Annotated in this window: 15 protein-coding genes, 1 pseudogene and 1 riboswitch (1 of these 17 cut by a window edge); of the genes and pseudogenes, 5 read left to right on the forward strand and 11 right to left on the reverse strand. The window is 37.5% G+C overall.

The genetic code is table 11. From position 1 onward, the window contains the following. Window positions 1-21: riboswitch (SAM riboswitch) on the reverse strand (it extends 96 nt beyond the left edge of the window). A gap of 211 nt (window positions 22-232) precedes the next feature. The 3 genes from B494_RS0114795 to B494_RS0114805 form a co-directional block, all read right to left on the reverse strand. Beyond that, window positions 233-2,164 (reverse strand): heavy metal translocating P-type ATPase, encoded by a 1,932-nt coding sequence (locus B494_RS0114795; protein ID WP_017473159.1) that lies wholly within the window; start codon window positions 2,162-2,164, stop codon window positions 233-235. Between the two features lie 94 nt (window positions 2,165-2,258). Next, a complete protein-coding gene (locus B494_RS0114800; RefSeq protein ID WP_017473160.1) occupies window positions 2,259-2,582 on the reverse strand; it encodes an ArsR/SmtB family transcription factor in 324 nt (107 codons plus the stop codon). 153 nt (window positions 2,583-2,735) lie between these two features. Then, a complete protein-coding gene (locus B494_RS0114805) occupies window positions 2,736-3,242 on the reverse strand; it encodes a GNAT family N-acetyltransferase (RefSeq protein ID WP_017473161.1) in 507 nt (168 codons plus the stop codon). A gap of 267 nt (window positions 3,243-3,509) precedes the next feature. Here B494_RS0114805 and B494_RS0114810 point away from each other — a divergent pair, with 267 nt between their 5' ends. The 5 genes and pseudogenes from B494_RS0114810 (at window position 3,510) to B494_RS0114830 (ending at window position 9,194) form a co-directional block, all read left to right on the forward strand. Continuing rightward, window positions 3,510-3,866, forward strand: a complete 357-nt coding sequence (locus tag B494_RS0114810) for a hypothetical protein (RefSeq protein ID WP_017473162.1) — start codon at window positions 3,510-3,512, stop codon at window positions 3,864-3,866. A 300-nt stretch (window positions 3,867-4,166) separates the two neighbouring features. Then, entirely contained in the window at window positions 4,167-4,859 is a 693-nt protein-coding gene (locus tag B494_RS0114815) for an ABC transporter ATP-binding protein (RefSeq protein ID WP_017473163.1), read from the forward strand. After that, complete coding sequence (locus B494_RS19540; RefSeq protein ID WP_017473164.1) at window positions 4,856-7,540, forward strand: ABC transporter permease; 2,685 nt, start codon at window positions 4,856-4,858, stop codon at window positions 7,538-7,540. Before B494_RS0114815 ends, B494_RS19540 begins: the two co-directional genes overlap by 4 nt. Window positions 7,541-7,794: 254 nt before the next feature. Next, window positions 7,795-8,369 (forward strand): annotated as a pseudogene (locus tag B494_RS20665) (N-acetylmuramoyl-L-alanine amidase family protein). A 252-nt stretch (window positions 8,370-8,621) separates the two neighbouring features. Then, entirely contained in the window at window positions 8,622-9,194 is a 573-nt protein-coding gene (locus B494_RS0114830) for a polysaccharide deacetylase family protein (RefSeq protein ID WP_277422589.1), read from the forward strand. Window positions 9,195-9,966: 772 nt separating this feature from the next. Here the strand turns inward: B494_RS0114830 and B494_RS0114835 are convergent. From B494_RS0114835 to B494_RS21350, 8 genes are all read right to left on the reverse strand, one after another. Next, the gene (locus tag B494_RS0114835) at window positions 9,967-10,419 is read right to left on the reverse strand and encodes a hypothetical protein (RefSeq protein ID WP_017473168.1); all 453 of its coding nucleotides are present in this window, start codon (window positions 10,417-10,419) and stop codon (window positions 9,967-9,969) included. A gap of 62 nt (window positions 10,420-10,481) precedes the next feature. Continuing rightward, the gene (locus B494_RS0114840) at window positions 10,482-12,080 is read right to left on the reverse strand and encodes a hypothetical protein (RefSeq protein ID WP_017473169.1); all 1,599 of its coding nucleotides are present in this window, start codon (window positions 12,078-12,080) and stop codon (window positions 10,482-10,484) included. Then, window positions 12,073-12,792, reverse strand: coding sequence for an ABC transporter ATP-binding protein (locus tag B494_RS0114845; protein WP_017473170.1), 720 nt, complete (start codon window positions 12,790-12,792; stop codon window positions 12,073-12,075). The genes B494_RS0114840 and B494_RS0114845 overlap by 8 nt, the downstream gene beginning before the upstream one ends. 1,416 nt (window positions 12,793-14,208) lie before the next feature. Beyond that, entirely contained in the window at window positions 14,209-15,054 is an 846-nt protein-coding gene (locus tag B494_RS0114850) for a DUF6544 family protein (protein ID WP_017473171.1), read from the reverse strand. Between the two features lie 144 nt (window positions 15,055-15,198). Beyond that, complete coding sequence (locus B494_RS0114855) at window positions 15,199-16,344, reverse strand: hypothetical protein (RefSeq protein ID WP_017473172.1); 1,146 nt, start codon at window positions 16,342-16,344, stop codon at window positions 15,199-15,201. Next, window positions 16,325-16,783, reverse strand: a complete 459-nt coding sequence (locus B494_RS0114860) for a MarR family winged helix-turn-helix transcriptional regulator (RefSeq protein ID WP_017473173.1) — start codon at window positions 16,781-16,783, stop codon at window positions 16,325-16,327. Before B494_RS0114860 ends, B494_RS0114855 begins: the two co-directional genes overlap by 20 nt. A gap of 4 nt (window positions 16,784-16,787) precedes the next feature. Next, entirely contained in the window at window positions 16,788-17,183 is a 396-nt protein-coding gene (locus B494_RS0114865) for a hypothetical protein (RefSeq protein WP_144032262.1), read from the reverse strand. A 271-nt stretch (window positions 17,184-17,454) separates the two neighbouring features. Next, a partial coding sequence (locus tag B494_RS21350) for a hypothetical protein (protein ID WP_206536225.1) occupies window positions 17,455-17,667 on the reverse strand: 213 nt, incomplete at its 5' end.

The following is a 17,667-nucleotide window of genomic DNA, read 5'->3' on the forward strand; positions in this document are numbered from 1 at the left end:
CTCCACCTCTCTGGATAAGATCGCTTAATATATAGATAATGTTAGCGTATAATTTACTACATTTTGCTAACCTTGTCAATGCGCATTTTCTAAAAGATCATAATGGAATTTAATGGAGATATGATAGTAGAGGTTCCAGGACAGTGCAAACCTCTACTATCCAAGTCTACATATTCTCTTTTGCTAAAATGACGAATAAGCTAAGTTGTTTTTTCACCGATAATTAACCCCGTTATTCTATAGAATGATTAACGGATCGCAATAACCTTAAACCATTCAATATAACCACTAGTGTACTTCCTTCATGAATAATGACACTAAGAGTCATATCCGTTAATCCCAAAAACGTTACTATAACTAAGAACGCAACGACTGACATTGAAAAGATGATATTTTGCCAGATCACTCGGTTCATTTTCTGTGATGTTCGGTGAGAGTGAACTAATTTATTTAAATTATTTTTCATGAGTACTAAATCAGATACATCAACTGCTACATCCGTTCCGTCACCCATAGCTATTCCAACATCTGCATTTACAAGAGCTGGAGCATCATTTACTCCATCTCCCACCATTGCTGTAATTCCATGCTTTTCTTTTTGTTCGTTTATAATTTTTGACTTATCTTCTGGCATAACATTAGCTATCACTTCATCCATTCCAAGTTTTCTTGCGACAGCTTCTCCTGTCATTTTAGAATCTCCCGTAATTAATGTTGTATGAATTCCTTGTTGTTTGAAGTAGTTAATCGTCGCTTGTGCTTGTTCATTGGGTACATCCATTAATCCAATTAAACCGACGACTTCTTCATCTTTTGCTATATATACTACGGTCTCTCCTTTTGAAGCCCAGTCAGTATTTAATAGAGAAATTTCAGAGGAGACATTTTTAAATGAGATTGGTTTCCCAATTCTGTAACGATGCCCCTTATATTCTCCTTCTACTCCTTTACCAATTTGATTTGTTACTTCAATATCTAAGTGGTGCTTTGCTTCAAACCTTTTCAAAATAGCATCTGCTAATGGGTGGTTACTTCCTTTTTCTAGTGCAACAATAATGTCAATTAAGTCCTCTTTCTCTACATTTCCAGAGAAATAAGCATTCGTTACTTCCGGTTTTCCTTTGGTTAAGGTTCCTGTTTTATCAAAAGAAATGGTTTCAATATCTGCTAATTGAGACAAATAGGAACTCCCTTTTGAGAGCACACCTTTTTTAGCTAAATTCGAAGTGGCAGACAAAGTAACAGATACCGTGGCTGCTGCTAAAGCACATGGAGCTGCTGCAACCAACAGAACTAACCCTCTATAAATACTTTGAGACCATGGCCAATCAAATAATAGAGGAGCGAGTATCACAAATAAAGTAACAGCAATCAAAACTATAGTGACATATTTCGGCTCAAATTTTTTGATAATACTTCCTACTCGAGTTTGATTATTTTGGTTTTGATTTACAAGTGTAAGAATCTTTGAAAAAACAGTATCCTCATTCTGTTTCGTTACTTCCATTGTAAATGTTCCGTTCCCATTTATTGTACTACCAAAAACAGGATCACCTTTTGTTTTCTCTTTAGGAATGCTCTCTCCATTTATTGAGGACTCATCAATAGATGTTTCTCCTGAAAGAATCACTCCATCTATCGGTACTTGGTCTCCGTTTCTTACCTGAAGGTGGTCGCCAACTTTAAGTTCCTCTACATTAATTTTTTCAGTCTTTCCATTTGAGGTGATACGCCGTGCGGTTGTTGGATGCATCTCAACTAATTTAGTAATTTCTCTTTTACTTCTTCCTTCTGCATACTCTTCTAAAAAATGTGCCCCAGAGAAAATAAGAATCAACAGTGCGCCTTCCCAAAACTCTCCGATAAGAGAGGCTCCTAATGCTGCTAGCCCCATTAAAATATGTGAATTTGGAACAAACCGTCGATTTCTTTTAGAATTCTCAATCGTCTCTCCTATTCCTTCTAAAACCACCACATGATAACCAGCAGTTAATGTAGCAATAGAAAAAAGGATATTTTGTAAAAGCTCATACTGTTCACTTAAAAACAAAGCGATAATTGCTAATGTTAACCCAACAAAATATAGAACAACTGGCATTTTCCCATGATTATGATCATGACTATGTTCGTGATTATGATCATCATGATTATTTATTTTAGACATTTATATCTCCCCTTAATTTAATATATGATCATATTATCATATATTAATATATAGAGCAACAAAAAATCCATTCTATTTAGAATGGACATCAGGTTTAGCAATGTAATGTATGTTCAATAGATTCATTTAACAAATCAAGAACATGTTGGTCGTCTGCTGAGTAAAATAAAGTGGTTCCTTCACGCCTGTTCTTAACTAATCTCAAGCTTTTTAAATAACGTAACTGATGAGACACAGTTGATTGTTTTAAACTTAATGTTTCGACGATTTCGTTGACGGAGCATTCTTTTTGAGAGAGTATATATAATATTCGTATACGTGTAGGATCGCTCAGCGCCTTGAACGTTTGTGAAACGAGATCAAGTGTGTCCGTATCTAATTCTTGAAAATTTCTTTTTTCTGTATTGTTTTCACCCATAAAATTATCCTTTCAATAACTCACTTAATTGTTCATCCCGTATTTTAAGTTTATTTCTAAAATAGAGTCCTTACGTTTTACGATTACTAGTATAACATAACTTCATTTTGTATAGATAGCTACAAATATATCATTAAAACTAAAGCTGACCCCTTATTTATTAAATATCACTTGAGCAATTTGCTTTTCACCATTTTTCTCAAAAATCTTATACGGCTGCATGCCTATTTTTTCTGCAACCTTCTGTGATGATCTATTTTCAAGGGTGGTATATGAAAATAACTTAGGGTAGTTTAAAACATTAAAAGCATAATCTCGACAGGCAATTGCGGCTTCTGTTGCATACCCTTGATTCCAATACTTTTTTAGTATATGAAAGCCAATCTCTGGTACTCTTTCATTTTCTATTGCTTGCATTGTAATGCCACAGTCCCCTAGAAAGGTTTCCCCATCTTTCAAAATAACGGCCCATAAACCATGGTTATATTTTTTATAATTATCAATATTCCATTGGATCCATTTTTCCACCTTCTCCTGTTTAAACGGCCCAGCATAGTATTGCATTGATTCTGGGTCTGAAAGAATTTTAGCTAACTCTTTTATATCCTCCTTGATCAGTTCCCTAAGATACAGTCGCTCTGTTTCGATTACTTTCTTCATAATACCTCTACCCCCAATAGTTTTGCCACTATTCTTGTATGCATTCACCCTAATAATAGAATTTGATACGGTGTTATATCGCAAATTTAGTTAAGCTAATTTTACCATAAACGCCATGATTTCAATTACAGCGAATACACGTTAAACCAAGATCAATAGCTAACCGTTATTATCAAAAAATATCGAAACAACATTTGTTATTTTATTGAAGTTAACTAGTATATAATGTTACTATTTAATTATAAAATATTGGAAGGAGGTGAGCAAATGCTAAAGAAGCTTTTGACAGTGTTTAGTATGCTAAGTCTAGTATTTTTGTTATCTGGTGAATTTTCAGATTATTCCGTCTCCGCTTCAGCAGAACACAACCATTCAGCTACAAATGACAGCGACCACACGTTGACGTCTACTAGGAGTCGTACGATTTCTGTTTATAGACTATACCAGCTGACAGATACGATACCAGCAACGATTAATTATAATCAACGGGGTTGGTCTGGTACATTGCGCCGACAAAGCATACAACGAGATCCTGGGGGACAACCGGTTTATATTGTGCATTATAGCGGTACCGTTAGTTGTCATGGCACATGTGTCCTTCCATCCACTCATTTGTTAGATTAAGTGTAAAGCTTGTAAAAAGAGAAAAATTGGCGTCATTTTAAGCATAAATTATTTTTTAGAGGGAGGATTATACAACCGGTTAATATGAAGAAACCCCTCCCTTTTTTCCCATACATAAAACGCCCCTTCAATACAGTGTGGTTGTTCTGCTACCACTACTTGTTCGTTCAGTGAATCAAGACATGAGCGTCCGTTAGCACCCACCAATATCAATTTACCTCTGTTCTCTATTTTCAGGTGGATGTTTTATAGACTGCTATCTATGATAAATGAAACGATTAAAAAATATGGAGGTTTAATATGGTTTCGAAAATCGAATGTGTCGATCTAACAAAGACGTACCAGGGCGATGGCGTTGAAACCACTGCCGTTCGCAAGATTAATCTCTGCTTTAAAAGAAGCGACTTCACTTCGGTCATTGGGCGATCTGGTTCAGGAAAATCAACGTTACTAAGTCTTTTAGGGACTTTAGATCGCCCGACTAAGGGGGAAATTTTGTATGATGGAGAGGAAATCGGTGCGAAAAGTAAACGTCGCTTGGCTGACTTTCGCTTTGAACAGGTCGGCTTTGTCTTTCAACAATTTCACTTGTTACCTACTTTAAATGTTTTGGAAAATGTATTAACGCCCTTATTCGGACGCAAGGTCTCCTATAATAAACACATACGAGCAAAAGAAGTGTTAGATTATGTGGATTTGCTAGATAAGACGACTGCATTGCCATCACAATTATCTGGTGGACAGCAACAGCGGGTGGCGATTGCTCGAGCGATTATCCATAAGCCAAGTTGGTTACTTGTAGATGAACCAACAGGCAATTTAGATAGTGTTGCGAGTGAGCGTATTTTCAACCTATTAAAGCAATTACACCAAGATGATGGCTGTGGTGTTATTTTTGTTACGCATGAACCAAACTTAGCTGACCGGACAGAGCGAATCATTACCATGCAGGATGGATGTGTCATCAAGGATCAAGCGGGGGTGCCGCTATGATCCACTTTATTTGGCAAAATTGGAAGCGCAAAAAGGAGCGCCTTCTTTTACTATTGCTCGGTGTCGTCGTGATTGCAACGGGCTTGTCGTATTTAGTTGGATTGTCAGATCGAAATCAGCTGACTATTACTGAAGAGCTCCAGCAAAGCTGGCAATCCTCGTATCATATTGCGGTAAGACCAACTGGTACTAGAGGTGAAACCGAGCACGATCAGCTGTTAGATACGAATTTTTTGAGTGGCATTTCAGGGGGGATCTCTACTGCTCAGTATGAACAAATTAAAGCAATGACTGACATTGAAATTGCAGCCCCAATCGCCTTTATCGGTCATGTCTATTTTTTTCTAGAATTTGATAACCCCCATATAACAGAACCTGGTCTATATCGCTTTACGTCAGAGCATATTACGGGTGATGGCATTAACCAGTTAACAGATAGACATACGTCGTATCAATCCGTTAATAATCATCCAGGTGATTCAAATTTTATGGCAGACTACTACCATCCCTTAAATGAAACGCCTAATCTGATCATGCAATCTCAGCTACTGGCAGCAATTGACCCGGTTCAAGAGGCTGCATTAGTTGGACTTGACCAAGCCGTTCTCGATATTGGTAATAGTCGGTACTTTAGTGATCAGGATCAAGCAACACCTATTGCAGAAAACAGCTATTCGTATCCCTTACCGATTTTATTAAGTAATCGTTCTTATACCCATTCAGAGCTTGTTTATACCTATGAGAAACTGGAGATTGAAATTGATGACGATGAAAGTCCTACTCAAATTTATCAACGTCTTGAATCCTTGGGAGGACAAGCGTATCTGGATGATTTAGACGGTGAGCCCGTTGAACAATTTCGCTATGATGATTATCAACTGTTTTCTTATTTTGCTAACAGTCTTTCACGTTATGATCTAGAAACAGGTGAGCCTTATTCAGCAAGCGCGCTACTCCAAGATGAGTTTCAATTGTTTATGAAAGTAGCACCGCTAGCATATAAACAAAAGGAAAGCCCCCTCCCAGAGCAGTGGCCGAATGCCTATCAACTTAAAACGGTAACGATTGATTCTACCATTAATGATCAAGGAAGTTTTACTGGCTATCGGAATGAAGAGCGTTTTGATCAATCACTCCCCTTAATTAATCCCGAGTGGATCGGCTTTTATGACCCGAGCCACTTAAATATTGCACAAGATCCAACAACAGAGCTACCTATGGAAACTTATCGACCGATTCGTGCGGAGCTTGTTTTTAATCCAGACTTACAACCATTTAATCCACCAATTCCGTTAGAGCCGATTGGTGAAGGCTATAGCTTTTTAACCAGTCCACCAAGCATGCTAACGACGCTTGATTATGCCGAACACATTCTTGGTAATCAGATTATCTCGGCAATTAGGATAAAGGTTAAAGGTGTTGAAGGATTAACAGAGCAGAGTCAAGCAAAATTAGAACAGATTGCCGAGCGAATCGAACAAGAAACCGGCTTGATTACTGACATTATGCTAGGGTCATCGCCACAGCAAACCTTGGTGTACCTACCACAATCAGATACTGATGCAACAGAAGGTTGGTTTCAGCAGCCTTGGATTAAGCTCGGTGCGGCAATGTCGATTTTCCGAGAAGCAACCCTCAGTTATACAACGATTTTGCTTATGACGATTACGGTTGCTGTCTTGTACGTATGGGCGACTGGATTAATTAATCTACAAGCACGAAAAAAAGAACTCGCGATCCTCTTAGCTGTTGGTTGGCGACCAAGACAAGTGGGAAAGTTATTACTTACTGAATCGGTATGGTTAGGTGGATTAACCGCGCTCATCTCTTGGCTCATTCTCGGCTTTGTTTATTGGAGTGAGAACATCAGTTTTTCACCGATTCGTTTTGTGTCAACAGGGATAAGCGGGTGGATTATTTATCTACTCGGCTCTATTTTACCGATCATGATTGCTAGCAAGATTTCACCAATACAAACGATGCAACACGGCGAAATCGCGACATCGAGAAAAAGCGTTTTACCAACAATCGGCGTTATAACCATGGCTCTTAATCACTTTATTAGAAAGTGGCAACGCTATGTCTTATCTGTTGTGACCATTGCTTTACCGTCAAGTCTATTAACGATTTTCTTGTATATCACACTGCGACTCCAAGGCGTTATGTATACGACTAGCCTTGGGCAATATATTGCCATTGACGTGGGGCCAATCCATTACACAGCAGCTATTGTTGCGCTTGTCATCGCACTCTTAACGACTGTCGAAATGATTTGGCAAAATGTCAGTGAACGCCAACCCGAGCTAGCGATATTAAAGACCGTTGGTTGGAGGGCTAATCACGTCCGTTTACTTATTTGGCTTGAAGGTTTTTTTACAGGTTTATTGGCAAGTATCTTAGCGTTTACTTTTGCCTTTTCTATTAGCACATGGCTTGAACAAACATGGCCAAGCGATCGATTTATTTATTTAATATGGACGGGTTGCATTCCGCTTGTTGTAGGTTTAATAGGCTCAATCATTCCTGCTGAAAGGGCCGTTCGGCTAACACCCATCAACGGCATTCACTCAGGATACTCCAACCGAGCCGCGCTGGAGAAATGGTTGAAATGGTTCGCAATCATTGGGGTTTTTGGACTGATCATTACATTTGTATGTATGCTCTTCTTATTATTCTCATGATTTGATCTTGCATAGAATCAGTAATTAATTCTCTTAGCCCTTTAAATACGAACAACAAGTAGCACGGTAAAATAAGCCCCGCACATATATAAAACGAACCTTTCTTTTAGACTTTCATTGTAATCAAATGAAAGGAGAAATAGAAGATGAACAAACGGAAAACAATAAATTTTTCATTCATACTTTTAGTACTAGGTGGAATTTTTCACACAATGAGTCACATGAAGCACATAAGTGACGACTCACAGATACAAATGCATGACATAAGTGACGACCCAGAAGATGGGACACGTTTAAGAGTAGTAATTGATCCAGAGCACGGTGGAGACGATGTGGGTGCTATAGGAGCAAGTGGACGATATGAGAAGGATTTTACTTTATTGATAGCTCAAAACGCACAAAAATTGTTAGAAGCCGAACCCTTAATAGAAGTATTAATGACTCGGGAAGAAGATGAATTTTTATCTCAAACCAGTCGTTTTAGACCGTAATGTGCTAATGAAAAAAAAGCAGATTTATTTGTGTCTATTCATGCTAATACATTTGAAGATTCAACAGTTACAGGAACAGAGACCTATTACTATCATTCGCATTCACGACAGTTTGCAGAAACAGTACAAGAGCATGTAGTGAATGCCACGCAATTTAGAGATCGAGGAGCAAAAAAGAAAGTTTTTTTGTTTTATCTGAAACAGAGATGCCGGCAGCACTAATCGAGGTAGGTTATTTAACTAGTGCGGAAGAGGAAAATGAAATGTGGGATAACGACTTCCAAAACAGGGTCGCACAAGCCATTGTGGAAGGAATTAAAGCGTATGCGGCTAGATAGAGGAAAAAGAAAAAGTGTCTGGGCTCAAAGAATGTCTCTAAATAAAAAAATAATACAAAGACTCATTAGTTCAATTAGTAATAATTAATCCTCTTGCTTTTCCTATGTTTTTTGCTATTAGGGTGCTCCCAAACGGATGATGTTTTATAGGTAGAAAATAATGAATCTCATCGTGTAGAGAATGATGAGTCTGAAGCAACGAAGAAGCCGATAGATAAACAAATAGAATCTGAAGCAAAAGGGTTTGAACCGATATTTCAAGGTGAGACTTCGAAAAAGAAGATTGCTTTGACATTCGATGACGGACCACATCCCATTCATACTAGAGAAGTTCTACAATTACTAAATCAGTACGATGCTAAGGCGACATTTTTCATGTTAGGAAGTCAAGTTGAAGAATATCCTCATATCACAGCACAAGTGGCAGCGTCAGGTCATGAAATTGGCAGTCATACATGGAGTCATAAAAATTTAACGACTCTCTCAGAAGAGGAAGCAATAGAGGGAATTTCTCTTGGAGTAGTGGCCATTGAAGATGCTATTGGATACCAACCCACTCATTTTCGCCCACCTTTTGGAGAACGCAATGCGAATGTAGATCAGCTTGTTGGAATGCCATCTGTTTTGTGGACCATCGATACGCGAGATTGGAATACAAGAACTCCTGAATCTATTTTTCAGATTGTGAAAACCAATGCAAGTAATGGACAAATTGTATTGATGCATGACATTTATGATACTACAGTGGAGGCGCTAGATCCCATTTTAAAGCATTTAACACTAGAAGGTTATCAATTTGTAACCATTAGCGAATTGATAAAATAAAAGACATTGAGTCTGAATCAATTTCATAATTTGCAAATTTACAAACAAATACGAACAATATAGGTATTTATAGTTTTTTTGTACGAAGATTAAATTGAAGAAAAGAACTACTATATTAAGCGGAGGAAACAATGAGCGAGACTCCTTGAGGACAGCATCGAGACTGCTGAAAAACTAACCCATGGATGTATTTTGAATTTAAAGGATTTTGTACTCACTCCAGTTACAGACGATCGCTTTCCGCGGGCACGGCCTCAGGAAAGCGAGTCCATTGATTGACGGAGCGCGTCAACACTCTTCTCTTTAGATGTGTTTATATATTAACATTCGTGTTTAGCGTTAGCGCAAGCCATTATGAAATTCACTCATTTTGTTAAAAGTCAGTTCCACAACCATCTAAATAGTAAATATGAAATATAAGCAACGATAGTCCCTCATTTTACTATCGTTCGGGGTGCTATTCTAATCTCTAGAATAGATAATGTTTAATCAACTATATACCTTTTGGGGTAAAATAATTACTCAAAGTTTTTTAGAAATGGAGTTGGTATTAGAGAATGTAATGACTTTATATTAATTACACTCTGTCCTCAAAAGGGATAAAAATAACGTACCGAATGGATTTACCAATGAATGAAAAAGCCCTATAGATTAACATTTTGATCATCTTATAGGACTTTCTTTTGCAGCTAACTAGATAGATTTGTTATTATCTCAACTTTCGCAGATTGAAATAAGTTCGTTTTTTGAATGCGAACCACGACCTGAGCTTTCACTGCCTTTCCGCACTATCACCTGTTTTTAAACTAAACGCCCTAATGTCTTCATAAACAGATTGAGTCATTTCCGCATTTCTATAGTTTACTATGATAATATCCTCACTTGTCATAATCTGTATATAGGGTCCATTGCCTGAATGCAAATAAAGTCTAGCTTTTTCGATTTCGTCCATTCTGAAGGTGCCTTTCTTGAGGCTCAATAAAGAAAGTGCATTTGTTTTTCCCCGAATATTTGGTATTTCATCCGTTAATAATACGTCCTCAACTTCTTCGGCATCGATGCTTATACCATACATCCCGCCTATTTCTAAGGTCGTACCCTGTATTGATATTTTACTTTCCCTCGTAACCCAAAACAATGCAACGGCTAATCCCAAAACAACGAGTACAGACAGAGTTGTCTTTACTTTGGATAACTTATCTCTATCGCTAAAGTTTTTTGACATCTAAATCCTCTCCTATTCTCCCTCATTATTAAATGATATTTGTACTTTATCGAGTCGTTCGCTTAAGGTACAATATCAATAAATTTATCCTTATATATTCCATATACAATCCATATAGAGATGAAATAAAGCATGATAAACAACCCGCTAAATATAAGGATAACTATGTTGGCTTCCAAATGATCTATTAGCTTATACAATCCATATCCAAATACGCCTACTATCAACCTTAATAAAAGCGCCAGCAGTATATTCAGATTATTTTTCACCGCCGCCGTTGGGGTAGACCAGTTTAACAATGGCCTTTCTATATTGATTACAATATCTATGTTTGAAAAGAAAAGGGTTGAAGTAATACAAAATACTGCGGCAATTAATACCGTTTGTACATTCACAGGTATAGTTAATAGCGTCATTATCCCCAATATCAACGAGGCAACCAATTGAATGATTAGCGTTGTATAGATTCTGTATTTAATGTTATCCCTGTCACTAATAGGAAGCACCTTCGTTTCCCAGAAAGTCTTCCCCTCTCGGGTAATCGCTGTTGAAGTGAGACTGCCAATAATAGCAGGTGTTGTGATGATAGCTGAGAAAATATAGACATGATAAGGCTCTAGAGCTGTAGACTTAAATAACTCTGCTTGAAACTCACCTGTAAACAATATAATAATGAACATTAATATGGGCAGAAAAATGGTTAATACCGTATTTATCAAAAATATTGGATTACTGACAATGATTTTAATATGTCTTTTAATCATTTGTAAGCCTTTATTCCTACTCTTGTAATATATCTCTCCGCCTTGAACAGGAGCCCCTTCTTGGTTAAATTTCATTAATGCCTTGCTATATAATGTTTTGGCACAAGCTTTTAAGATCAGTACCAAGACTACATTTAGACCGATGAACAGGAATCCATGAAAAATAGAACCTTGTATCATTTTGGTTAACCAAATGCTTGGGGGAAAACGGCGTCCAACCATCATTAGTAAGCCGTCCTCCTGTAATAAACTAGTGTTAAGTTCCTCTGGCCTCAGTTGTATTCTTGAAGACAGCATTTGCATGACTATGATAGCCAATAATAGGAGCATATTCCCCACTACAACCATTAGGTTTCTTCGTTTACCACTACCTATTACAGACATAAAAGGTAAAATGATTATCGCAGAGATAATCATAGGTAACAACGGGGAAATGATCAAAGCTATGATGCCTACATTAAGGCTGCTGAGTTTTAGTCCCCCTACGGTGCTATATAGTACCACCGAGGTTCCAAAGAAAAAGCAGGAAATGATAAGAAGATAAATGTACACTGATGCCAGCTTTGAAAATACGATGGTAGCTTCCTTTACTGGCAGTGTAGCGATTAACTGTAAATCCTTCGAGTAAAAAAATACTGAGATAATAAATGGAATGCTAGCAAAAATCATCAGTATCGTATTGGCTATATACATATAGGTTATCGTTAATTCTGGAAAACCAAGCGTTAAAAATGTATTATACAGCTCTAACACCATTTGCGTGGCTGGAAAAATCAAAAGGGCTGGTAGGAACATAACCAATATAGTCAAATACTTATTTTTTACATTTAACTGCTGGGTATATTTACTAAAAAAATCTAGAACCAGTATTTTTGTCAAAGATAAAAATTTATTCATCCTTCGTCATCTCCAGAAAAATTTCTTCTAGGGTAGCACTGCTGCTCTTTTTAATGTTTTCTGCTGTATCGCAGGCAATTAGCTTTCCCCTATGAATAATCGCCACCCTGTCACACAAATTTTCCACCACTTCCAGCACGTGGGAGGAAAAAAATACCGTACCACCTTTTTCACAGTGTTCCCGCATAACATCCTTTAATATTTTTGCTGAATGGGGGTCTAGCCCCACCATTGGTTCATCAAGAATAAATAGATTGGGATTTGGCAACAAAGCCCCCGATATTAACAATTTTTGCTTCATACCATGGGAGTATGAATTAATGGTTTGAGGAAGGGCATCATAGATTTGAAATGCCTTGGTATATTTTTCAATTCTCTCCTTCCTCTCTTGTATGGTTACCTCATGCATATCTGCAATAAAATTCAAGTAATCAATGCCCTTTATTGCATCAAAAATAGTGGGATGATCAGGGACAAAGGTAAAGTTCTTCTTTGCTTCTACGGGTTGCCTTGCAATATCCTTCCCGTTTATTTCAATCGTTCCCTCAGTTGGTGCGATAATTCCTGTAATCATTCTGATGGTTGTGGTTTTACCCGCCCCATTTGGCCCAATGAATCCGATGATTTCCCCTTTTTTTATCTCCAGGTTCAATTGATCTACAGCTTTCTTATTGTTGCCGTAGATTTTTGAAACATTCTTAAGCGTTAACATTTCCAACACCTCCTTATATATTTTGAATTCATGAGTCACTACAATACTTAACACCCACTGGATACAAATTGATTCATCATCTTCTACTTATTATTTAGTATTGAGACCTTCCAATTAATATCTCTTATTTAAATGCTTCAATCGCATCTTCCCGTTTTTCATTTAAGTAATTAAGTATTTACTTAAATAATAAAATATTTTTTTATTTTTGTCAATACTCTTTGCTGTTGGGCGGGGAATGCTGACTTCTTGTAATTAGAGTTGATGGGAGATGCCATCTGTCGCTAATCGCTATCGGAATCATTTGATTATGTTAACCCCTATAGAAGTCACAGTCGTTCTCTCCATATCTATGTTAGCAAGTTATACCAAATGCCTAATCCACGAAGTGATATAATCCGTTGCTTCATTTAAAATACTTGACTTAATTTTCTTGTAATTCAACATATCTCGCTCTCGATCTTTGCCCCTCTGGAATAGATGATTATGATCAGAAAACAGCTTGACACTTACCTCACGATTGCCGCCACTCTCAATATATGCTTTAATTAAATCAACATTTTAAGCGGGACATTGTATGTCCAATTGCCCATTAACCACCAATGTGGGACACTTTACATTTGACCAATATTTTTCAGGTTCTAGCATCAACCAATCTTTAAACCACGGATGATTATATAAATTTATCTGCTTTTTAGACGCACAGGTGAGCTATGTTCCGCTTTCCGTGGGCGTTAGATTTACACCATGTAGATCAAGACATAGAAATGGAGTCTCAGAATAAGAAACTTCTTATTCTAGTCGTGTCACATCTTCTTCGCTTTATTTCGTGCGGTTGGGCTTACGTATTCAGTATGAACCCTCAGTCTAAGTGGAGATAAGCAAAGGGTGAGACTTCTGCGGGAATAGGATGAGCTGAAGATCCACTTGAGGCGTGATCTTTGCGACTCAAGTTAGCTGAAGCCATCCCCGCGAAAAGCGAATCCATTGCTTTTCGGAACGAAATAACATGCTAAACGTATGAGAAGGTCGCATGCCGCACATCCATGTAGAAGTAATGTCAACAAGCATATTGAATCCCGGGTCTATTGAACACGATCAAGGTTCAATGACTATTTTCAGTGTGCGAAAATTGAGTATATAACATTAAGCCATTATAGTGGGGGTTTTCGTTCTTCGCCCACTGATTGTTAGTTGAGTGAATCAGGACATTAGCTTCCGTTATCACCCACCTCAATCTATTGACCTCTGTTCTCTATTTTGAGGTGGGAGTTTTACGGACGGTTATCTGTGATAAAAACTTTAACCACATACTAATGAACACATTCTTAGAGTAACTTAATTATAAATGGCAAATCCTTTTACTCGATCCTCTCTTTCCAATCAGACTTACAATGAAATGACATTGCTTTTTCCCTACTGACGTCTCTCAAACTTTGCATCCGTCACCTCGAACTGAAGCCAATGAAACGGACCTTCTTTTAGATTCCAATACACATTTCCTTCAGTAGGAATCAGGATACCCCGTACTTCTTCGTATTTATCGATAGAAACCGACCATTCTTCTAAAGTATATTCCCCTCCATTTTCCATATATCTTTCCGCTACAAAACGCTCAGGTTCGCCATTGTCTTTAAAGTAAAATATTCCTGAAGCATTAACATCTCCATAAGTGATATCAGCTTTTGCAGCATGATCATCGATCGCCTCCCAAGTGATATCCGACGACAACACTACCTGAGGATACCAAACGATTTCAGCTAGATAGCGGACTAACGATCCTTGTATAAGCTCCGGACCAGATCCGCTTCCAACAGTAAAATTCCCCATTAACTTGATCAGCATATCAGCTTCATGATTCTGATATATATCCCTGCCATAGATGGTAACGCCTCGCATCGCTTCAATTTCTGACGTCCATATATAAGAGGGACAATCAATTCCAGAATGTTGTTCGGCATCAAACGGCATCCATTTCCCGTCAGGCTTAGTTCTTAACATACCTTTTTGACTAATCCACACTGAGGAAATAGGTTCATGATCTAAAGCATGTGTCAAATTCAGCCATTTCATTACCGGAAGAGGTAACAGGTCTAGTTGATTTTGATCAATCGACATAGATGGTTGCTCAGACATCTCTTGCAAAAAAATTTTTGTTTCTTTTTTCATCTGCTTCTGAAATAGGTGATCTCTAACGATAACACCTATGCCTAACACAGTTACGACTATCATGATCACAATCATTATACGTGATAAGCTCATTTGTCTCACCTTCCCTTCATTTTTATAAAACGAACCTTCAATCAGTGGGCGCTTTCGTTCTTCTCACACTGATTGAAGGCTCGCTGAGTGAATCAGAACATTAGCGTCCGTTATCACCCATCTCAATCGATTGACCTCTGCGCTCTAATTTGAGGTCGGTGTTTTACTGACGGTTATCTGTGATAAATGAGTTGGTTGCATTCGGATATCTTTTTCATTTTTTATTTTAATTGGAAACGCAGCATGTATAATTAGCACCAATCGAAACAAGAAATCATTTTCTTTCTTACGACGTGAGTTCCAATTTTCTTCAAGTCGAAAGCCGCTGTATGGTGACCAATGCGTAAAATATCGATGTGATTTTATCCGAGAAAAAATGTCACGATCTGAAACAAAAGCACGTATCACTAATTCAATTTGCTTCTTAAAGTGATCGCTCCGATCAATGACGCCCATCTTTGCCAACAACTCCATACGGTGAAACCATTGCATCCAGTCTTGCGGGCGTTTCAATTGTCGAAAATCCATTTCTATCGATTGAATAGCAAAGTTACCAGGAGCAATAATTTGTTGTTTCCATCTTCCCTTCATATCATGAATGGGTGCTAAGCGCAGCATGTTTTCAATAGCAGTGGTTACCCTCTCCATCTGTTCATTCGTCCGCCAAGATTCAGTATAAGCAAGAAGCCGAAAATGATAAACGCTTACCCAATAGGCATCTTTGTTCAATACCCACTTCCCATCAACGAACGTACAAATGTCATCTAGCTCCTGCACAGAGGTCACAAATTGAAAAGCCTGTAAAGCTTTATTAATTTGCTCCTGAACCATTGAATCATTTTCAAAACCTGCGTATGCTAATATTGTTGCTTTGATCATATTCGATCCACCTAAATTAAGCGCATCCAAATATTGACCGACATTTCTTAAGCTCCCCGTTTCAAATACGTGAGATCCTTCACAAATATAGGTTATCATCTCCATAAGTTTGGGATGATCAGAACGTACACCTTTTTCTTTTAGAAGTCGAACGTAAGTCTCTATTCCATCTACTGCATGCACATCTCGCTCGATCATTTGCTTTAACGGTTGATCACAAATATATTCAACTCCCTTATCAGACAATATTTGTCTATATAAGGAAGTTAAAAATTGATGGTCTCGATACTGATACTGTTGATCGATCTCGGTTAAAATGCGATATTGAATAGGGGGACACCCCTGCTGTAATAAGCGACTAATTAAATCACGTTTTATTGCGCGCACTTGCTCAATTAGATCTAACTTCATCATCGACCATCTCCATTTTTGCAATATTAGCCACTAACTTTTCTATTAACCTCCTAAGCTCCTGTACCTCCTCAGTGTGAAAGTCTGCAAATAATCGATTTATAAATTCTAATTCTCTATCTTCACGTGTAAGTAAATGCTGTTGACATTTCTCCGTAAGACCTACTCTTTTTACTCTTCGGTCTTTAGTATCAGTATAAACCTCAAGGAAACCTTTCTCCTTTAAATTCTTTACCATTTGCATCACATTTTGATGCGTCACGCCTACAATTCGAGCAATCTCTTTTACTGAGAGTTGATCCGGTAAGCTTTTGTAAATAATTGCGATTAAGAGCCATTGTTTCACTGTTAATTGTTGATCTAATCGATCTCCAAGCATTTGTAATCGATTAGCCATTAAAAACAATGAAGCAAATATCTTCCCCTTATCTTCATCCATAATACTAATCCTCCTGTTTTGTAAAGCGCATTTCTATTTTTACCACTTCCGCCCGAGACGATTGAATGACCCAGCGATATTCTCCTGAAAAGGCTTCTCCACAAACTTCATCAACTAAGGTCGTTTCTGAATCGATGTAACCTGTAAAGATAGGCTCCTCATTCAATAAGCTGTACAACTCAAATAAAACGTCGCCTGATTCAACTTCTCCCTTGATCTCAAATATTTGTGCCTCTTCAACGATAAGCTTCGTTTCATATTGGCCCTTAAAAGCATCAATCGTTATTAAATAATGATCGTCATCAATTGGTGAGATAAATAACTTTGTTGCTTGATAGCCTCCTTGCTGACAACTTGTTAAGCACAATAGACAGCACACCAAGCTGATTATTCGCTTCATTAGTAATCACCACTTCAAAGGTAATATATTACCTTTTAATTATAAGGTTACTTATCGTGTGGTGTCAAGACGATTAAAAAGCCTAGCAAGAATGTTATTATTTCTGCTAGGCTAAAGCTAATGATTGCTAAAAATATACCACCAAATCTTTCAGCTTGTCTTAGGATCTATTTTAAGTGATATACTTTGAAAAATTAAGTGAGGTGATGATGATGGGACAAGATTTCTTACATAAACTATCGATTTTATTCGGATCTAATTCCACTACCATTTAACCGTGATCAAAGATCAAATTGATTTTTACCAAGAGCAAATGAGGTAAATATTTTTCATCTATGCCTAAGGAATAATACTCGACATACACATGAGGTTGGGACAAAAGTAAAAGACGTAAGATCAGTTGCGAATGATCCGTTTGTTTTGTGGATGGATTATTCGTCTTTATTATATTAAAACGAATGATACCAAATAGCTGAGGAAATAT

Source organism: Amphibacillus jilinensis Y1, from assembly GCF_000306965.1.
Classification (GTDB): domain Bacteria; phylum Bacillota; class Bacilli; order Bacillales; family Amphibacillaceae; genus Amphibacillus_C; species Amphibacillus_C jilinensis.

Excerpts from the sequence above, each read along its gene's own strand:
- B494_RS0114810 (WP_017473162.1), top strand. The coding sequence starts at position 3,510 with ATGCTAAAGAAGCTTTTGACAGTGTTTAGTATGCTAAGTCTAGTATTT.
- B494_RS0114815 (WP_017473163.1), top strand. The coding sequence starts at position 4,167 with ATGGTTTCGAAAATCGAATGTGTCGATCTAACAAAGACGTACCAGGGC.
- B494_RS0114795 (WP_017473159.1), bottom strand. The coding sequence starts at position 2,164 with ATGTCTAAAATAAATAATCATGATGATCATAATCACGAACATAGTCAT.
- B494_RS19540 (WP_017473164.1), top strand. The coding sequence starts at position 4,856 with ATGATCCACTTTATTTGGCAAAATTGGAAGCGCAAAAAGGAGCGCCTT.
- B494_RS0114855 (WP_017473172.1), bottom strand. The coding sequence starts at position 16,344 with ATGAAGTTAGATCTAATTGAGCAAGTGCGCGCAATAAAACGTGATTTA.
- B494_RS0114845 (WP_017473170.1), bottom strand. The coding sequence starts at position 12,792 with ATGTTAACGCTTAAGAATGTTTCAAAAATCTACGGCAACAATAAGAAA.
- B494_RS0114800 (WP_017473160.1), bottom strand. The coding sequence starts at position 2,582 with ATGGGTGAAAACAATACAGAAAAAAGAAATTTTCAAGAATTAGATACG.
- B494_RS0114860 (WP_017473173.1), bottom strand. The coding sequence starts at position 16,783 with ATGGATGAAGATAAGGGGAAGATATTTGCTTCATTGTTTTTAATGGCT.
- B494_RS0114805 (WP_017473161.1), bottom strand. The coding sequence starts at position 3,242 with ATGAAGAAAGTAATCGAAACAGAGCGACTGTATCTTAGGGAACTGATC.
- B494_RS0114835 (WP_017473168.1), bottom strand. The coding sequence starts at position 10,419 with ATGTCAAAAAACTTTAGCGATAGAGATAAGTTATCCAAAGTAAAGACA.
- B494_RS0114865 (WP_144032262.1), bottom strand. The coding sequence starts at position 17,183 with ATGAAGCGAATAATCAGCTTGGTGTGCTGTCTATTGTGCTTAACAAGT.
- B494_RS0114840 (WP_017473169.1), bottom strand. The coding sequence starts at position 12,080 with ATGAATAAATTTTTATCTTTGACAAAAATACTGGTTCTAGATTTTTTT.
- B494_RS0114850 (WP_017473171.1), bottom strand. The coding sequence starts at position 15,054 with ATGAGCTTATCACGTATAATGATTGTGATCATGATAGTCGTAACTGTG.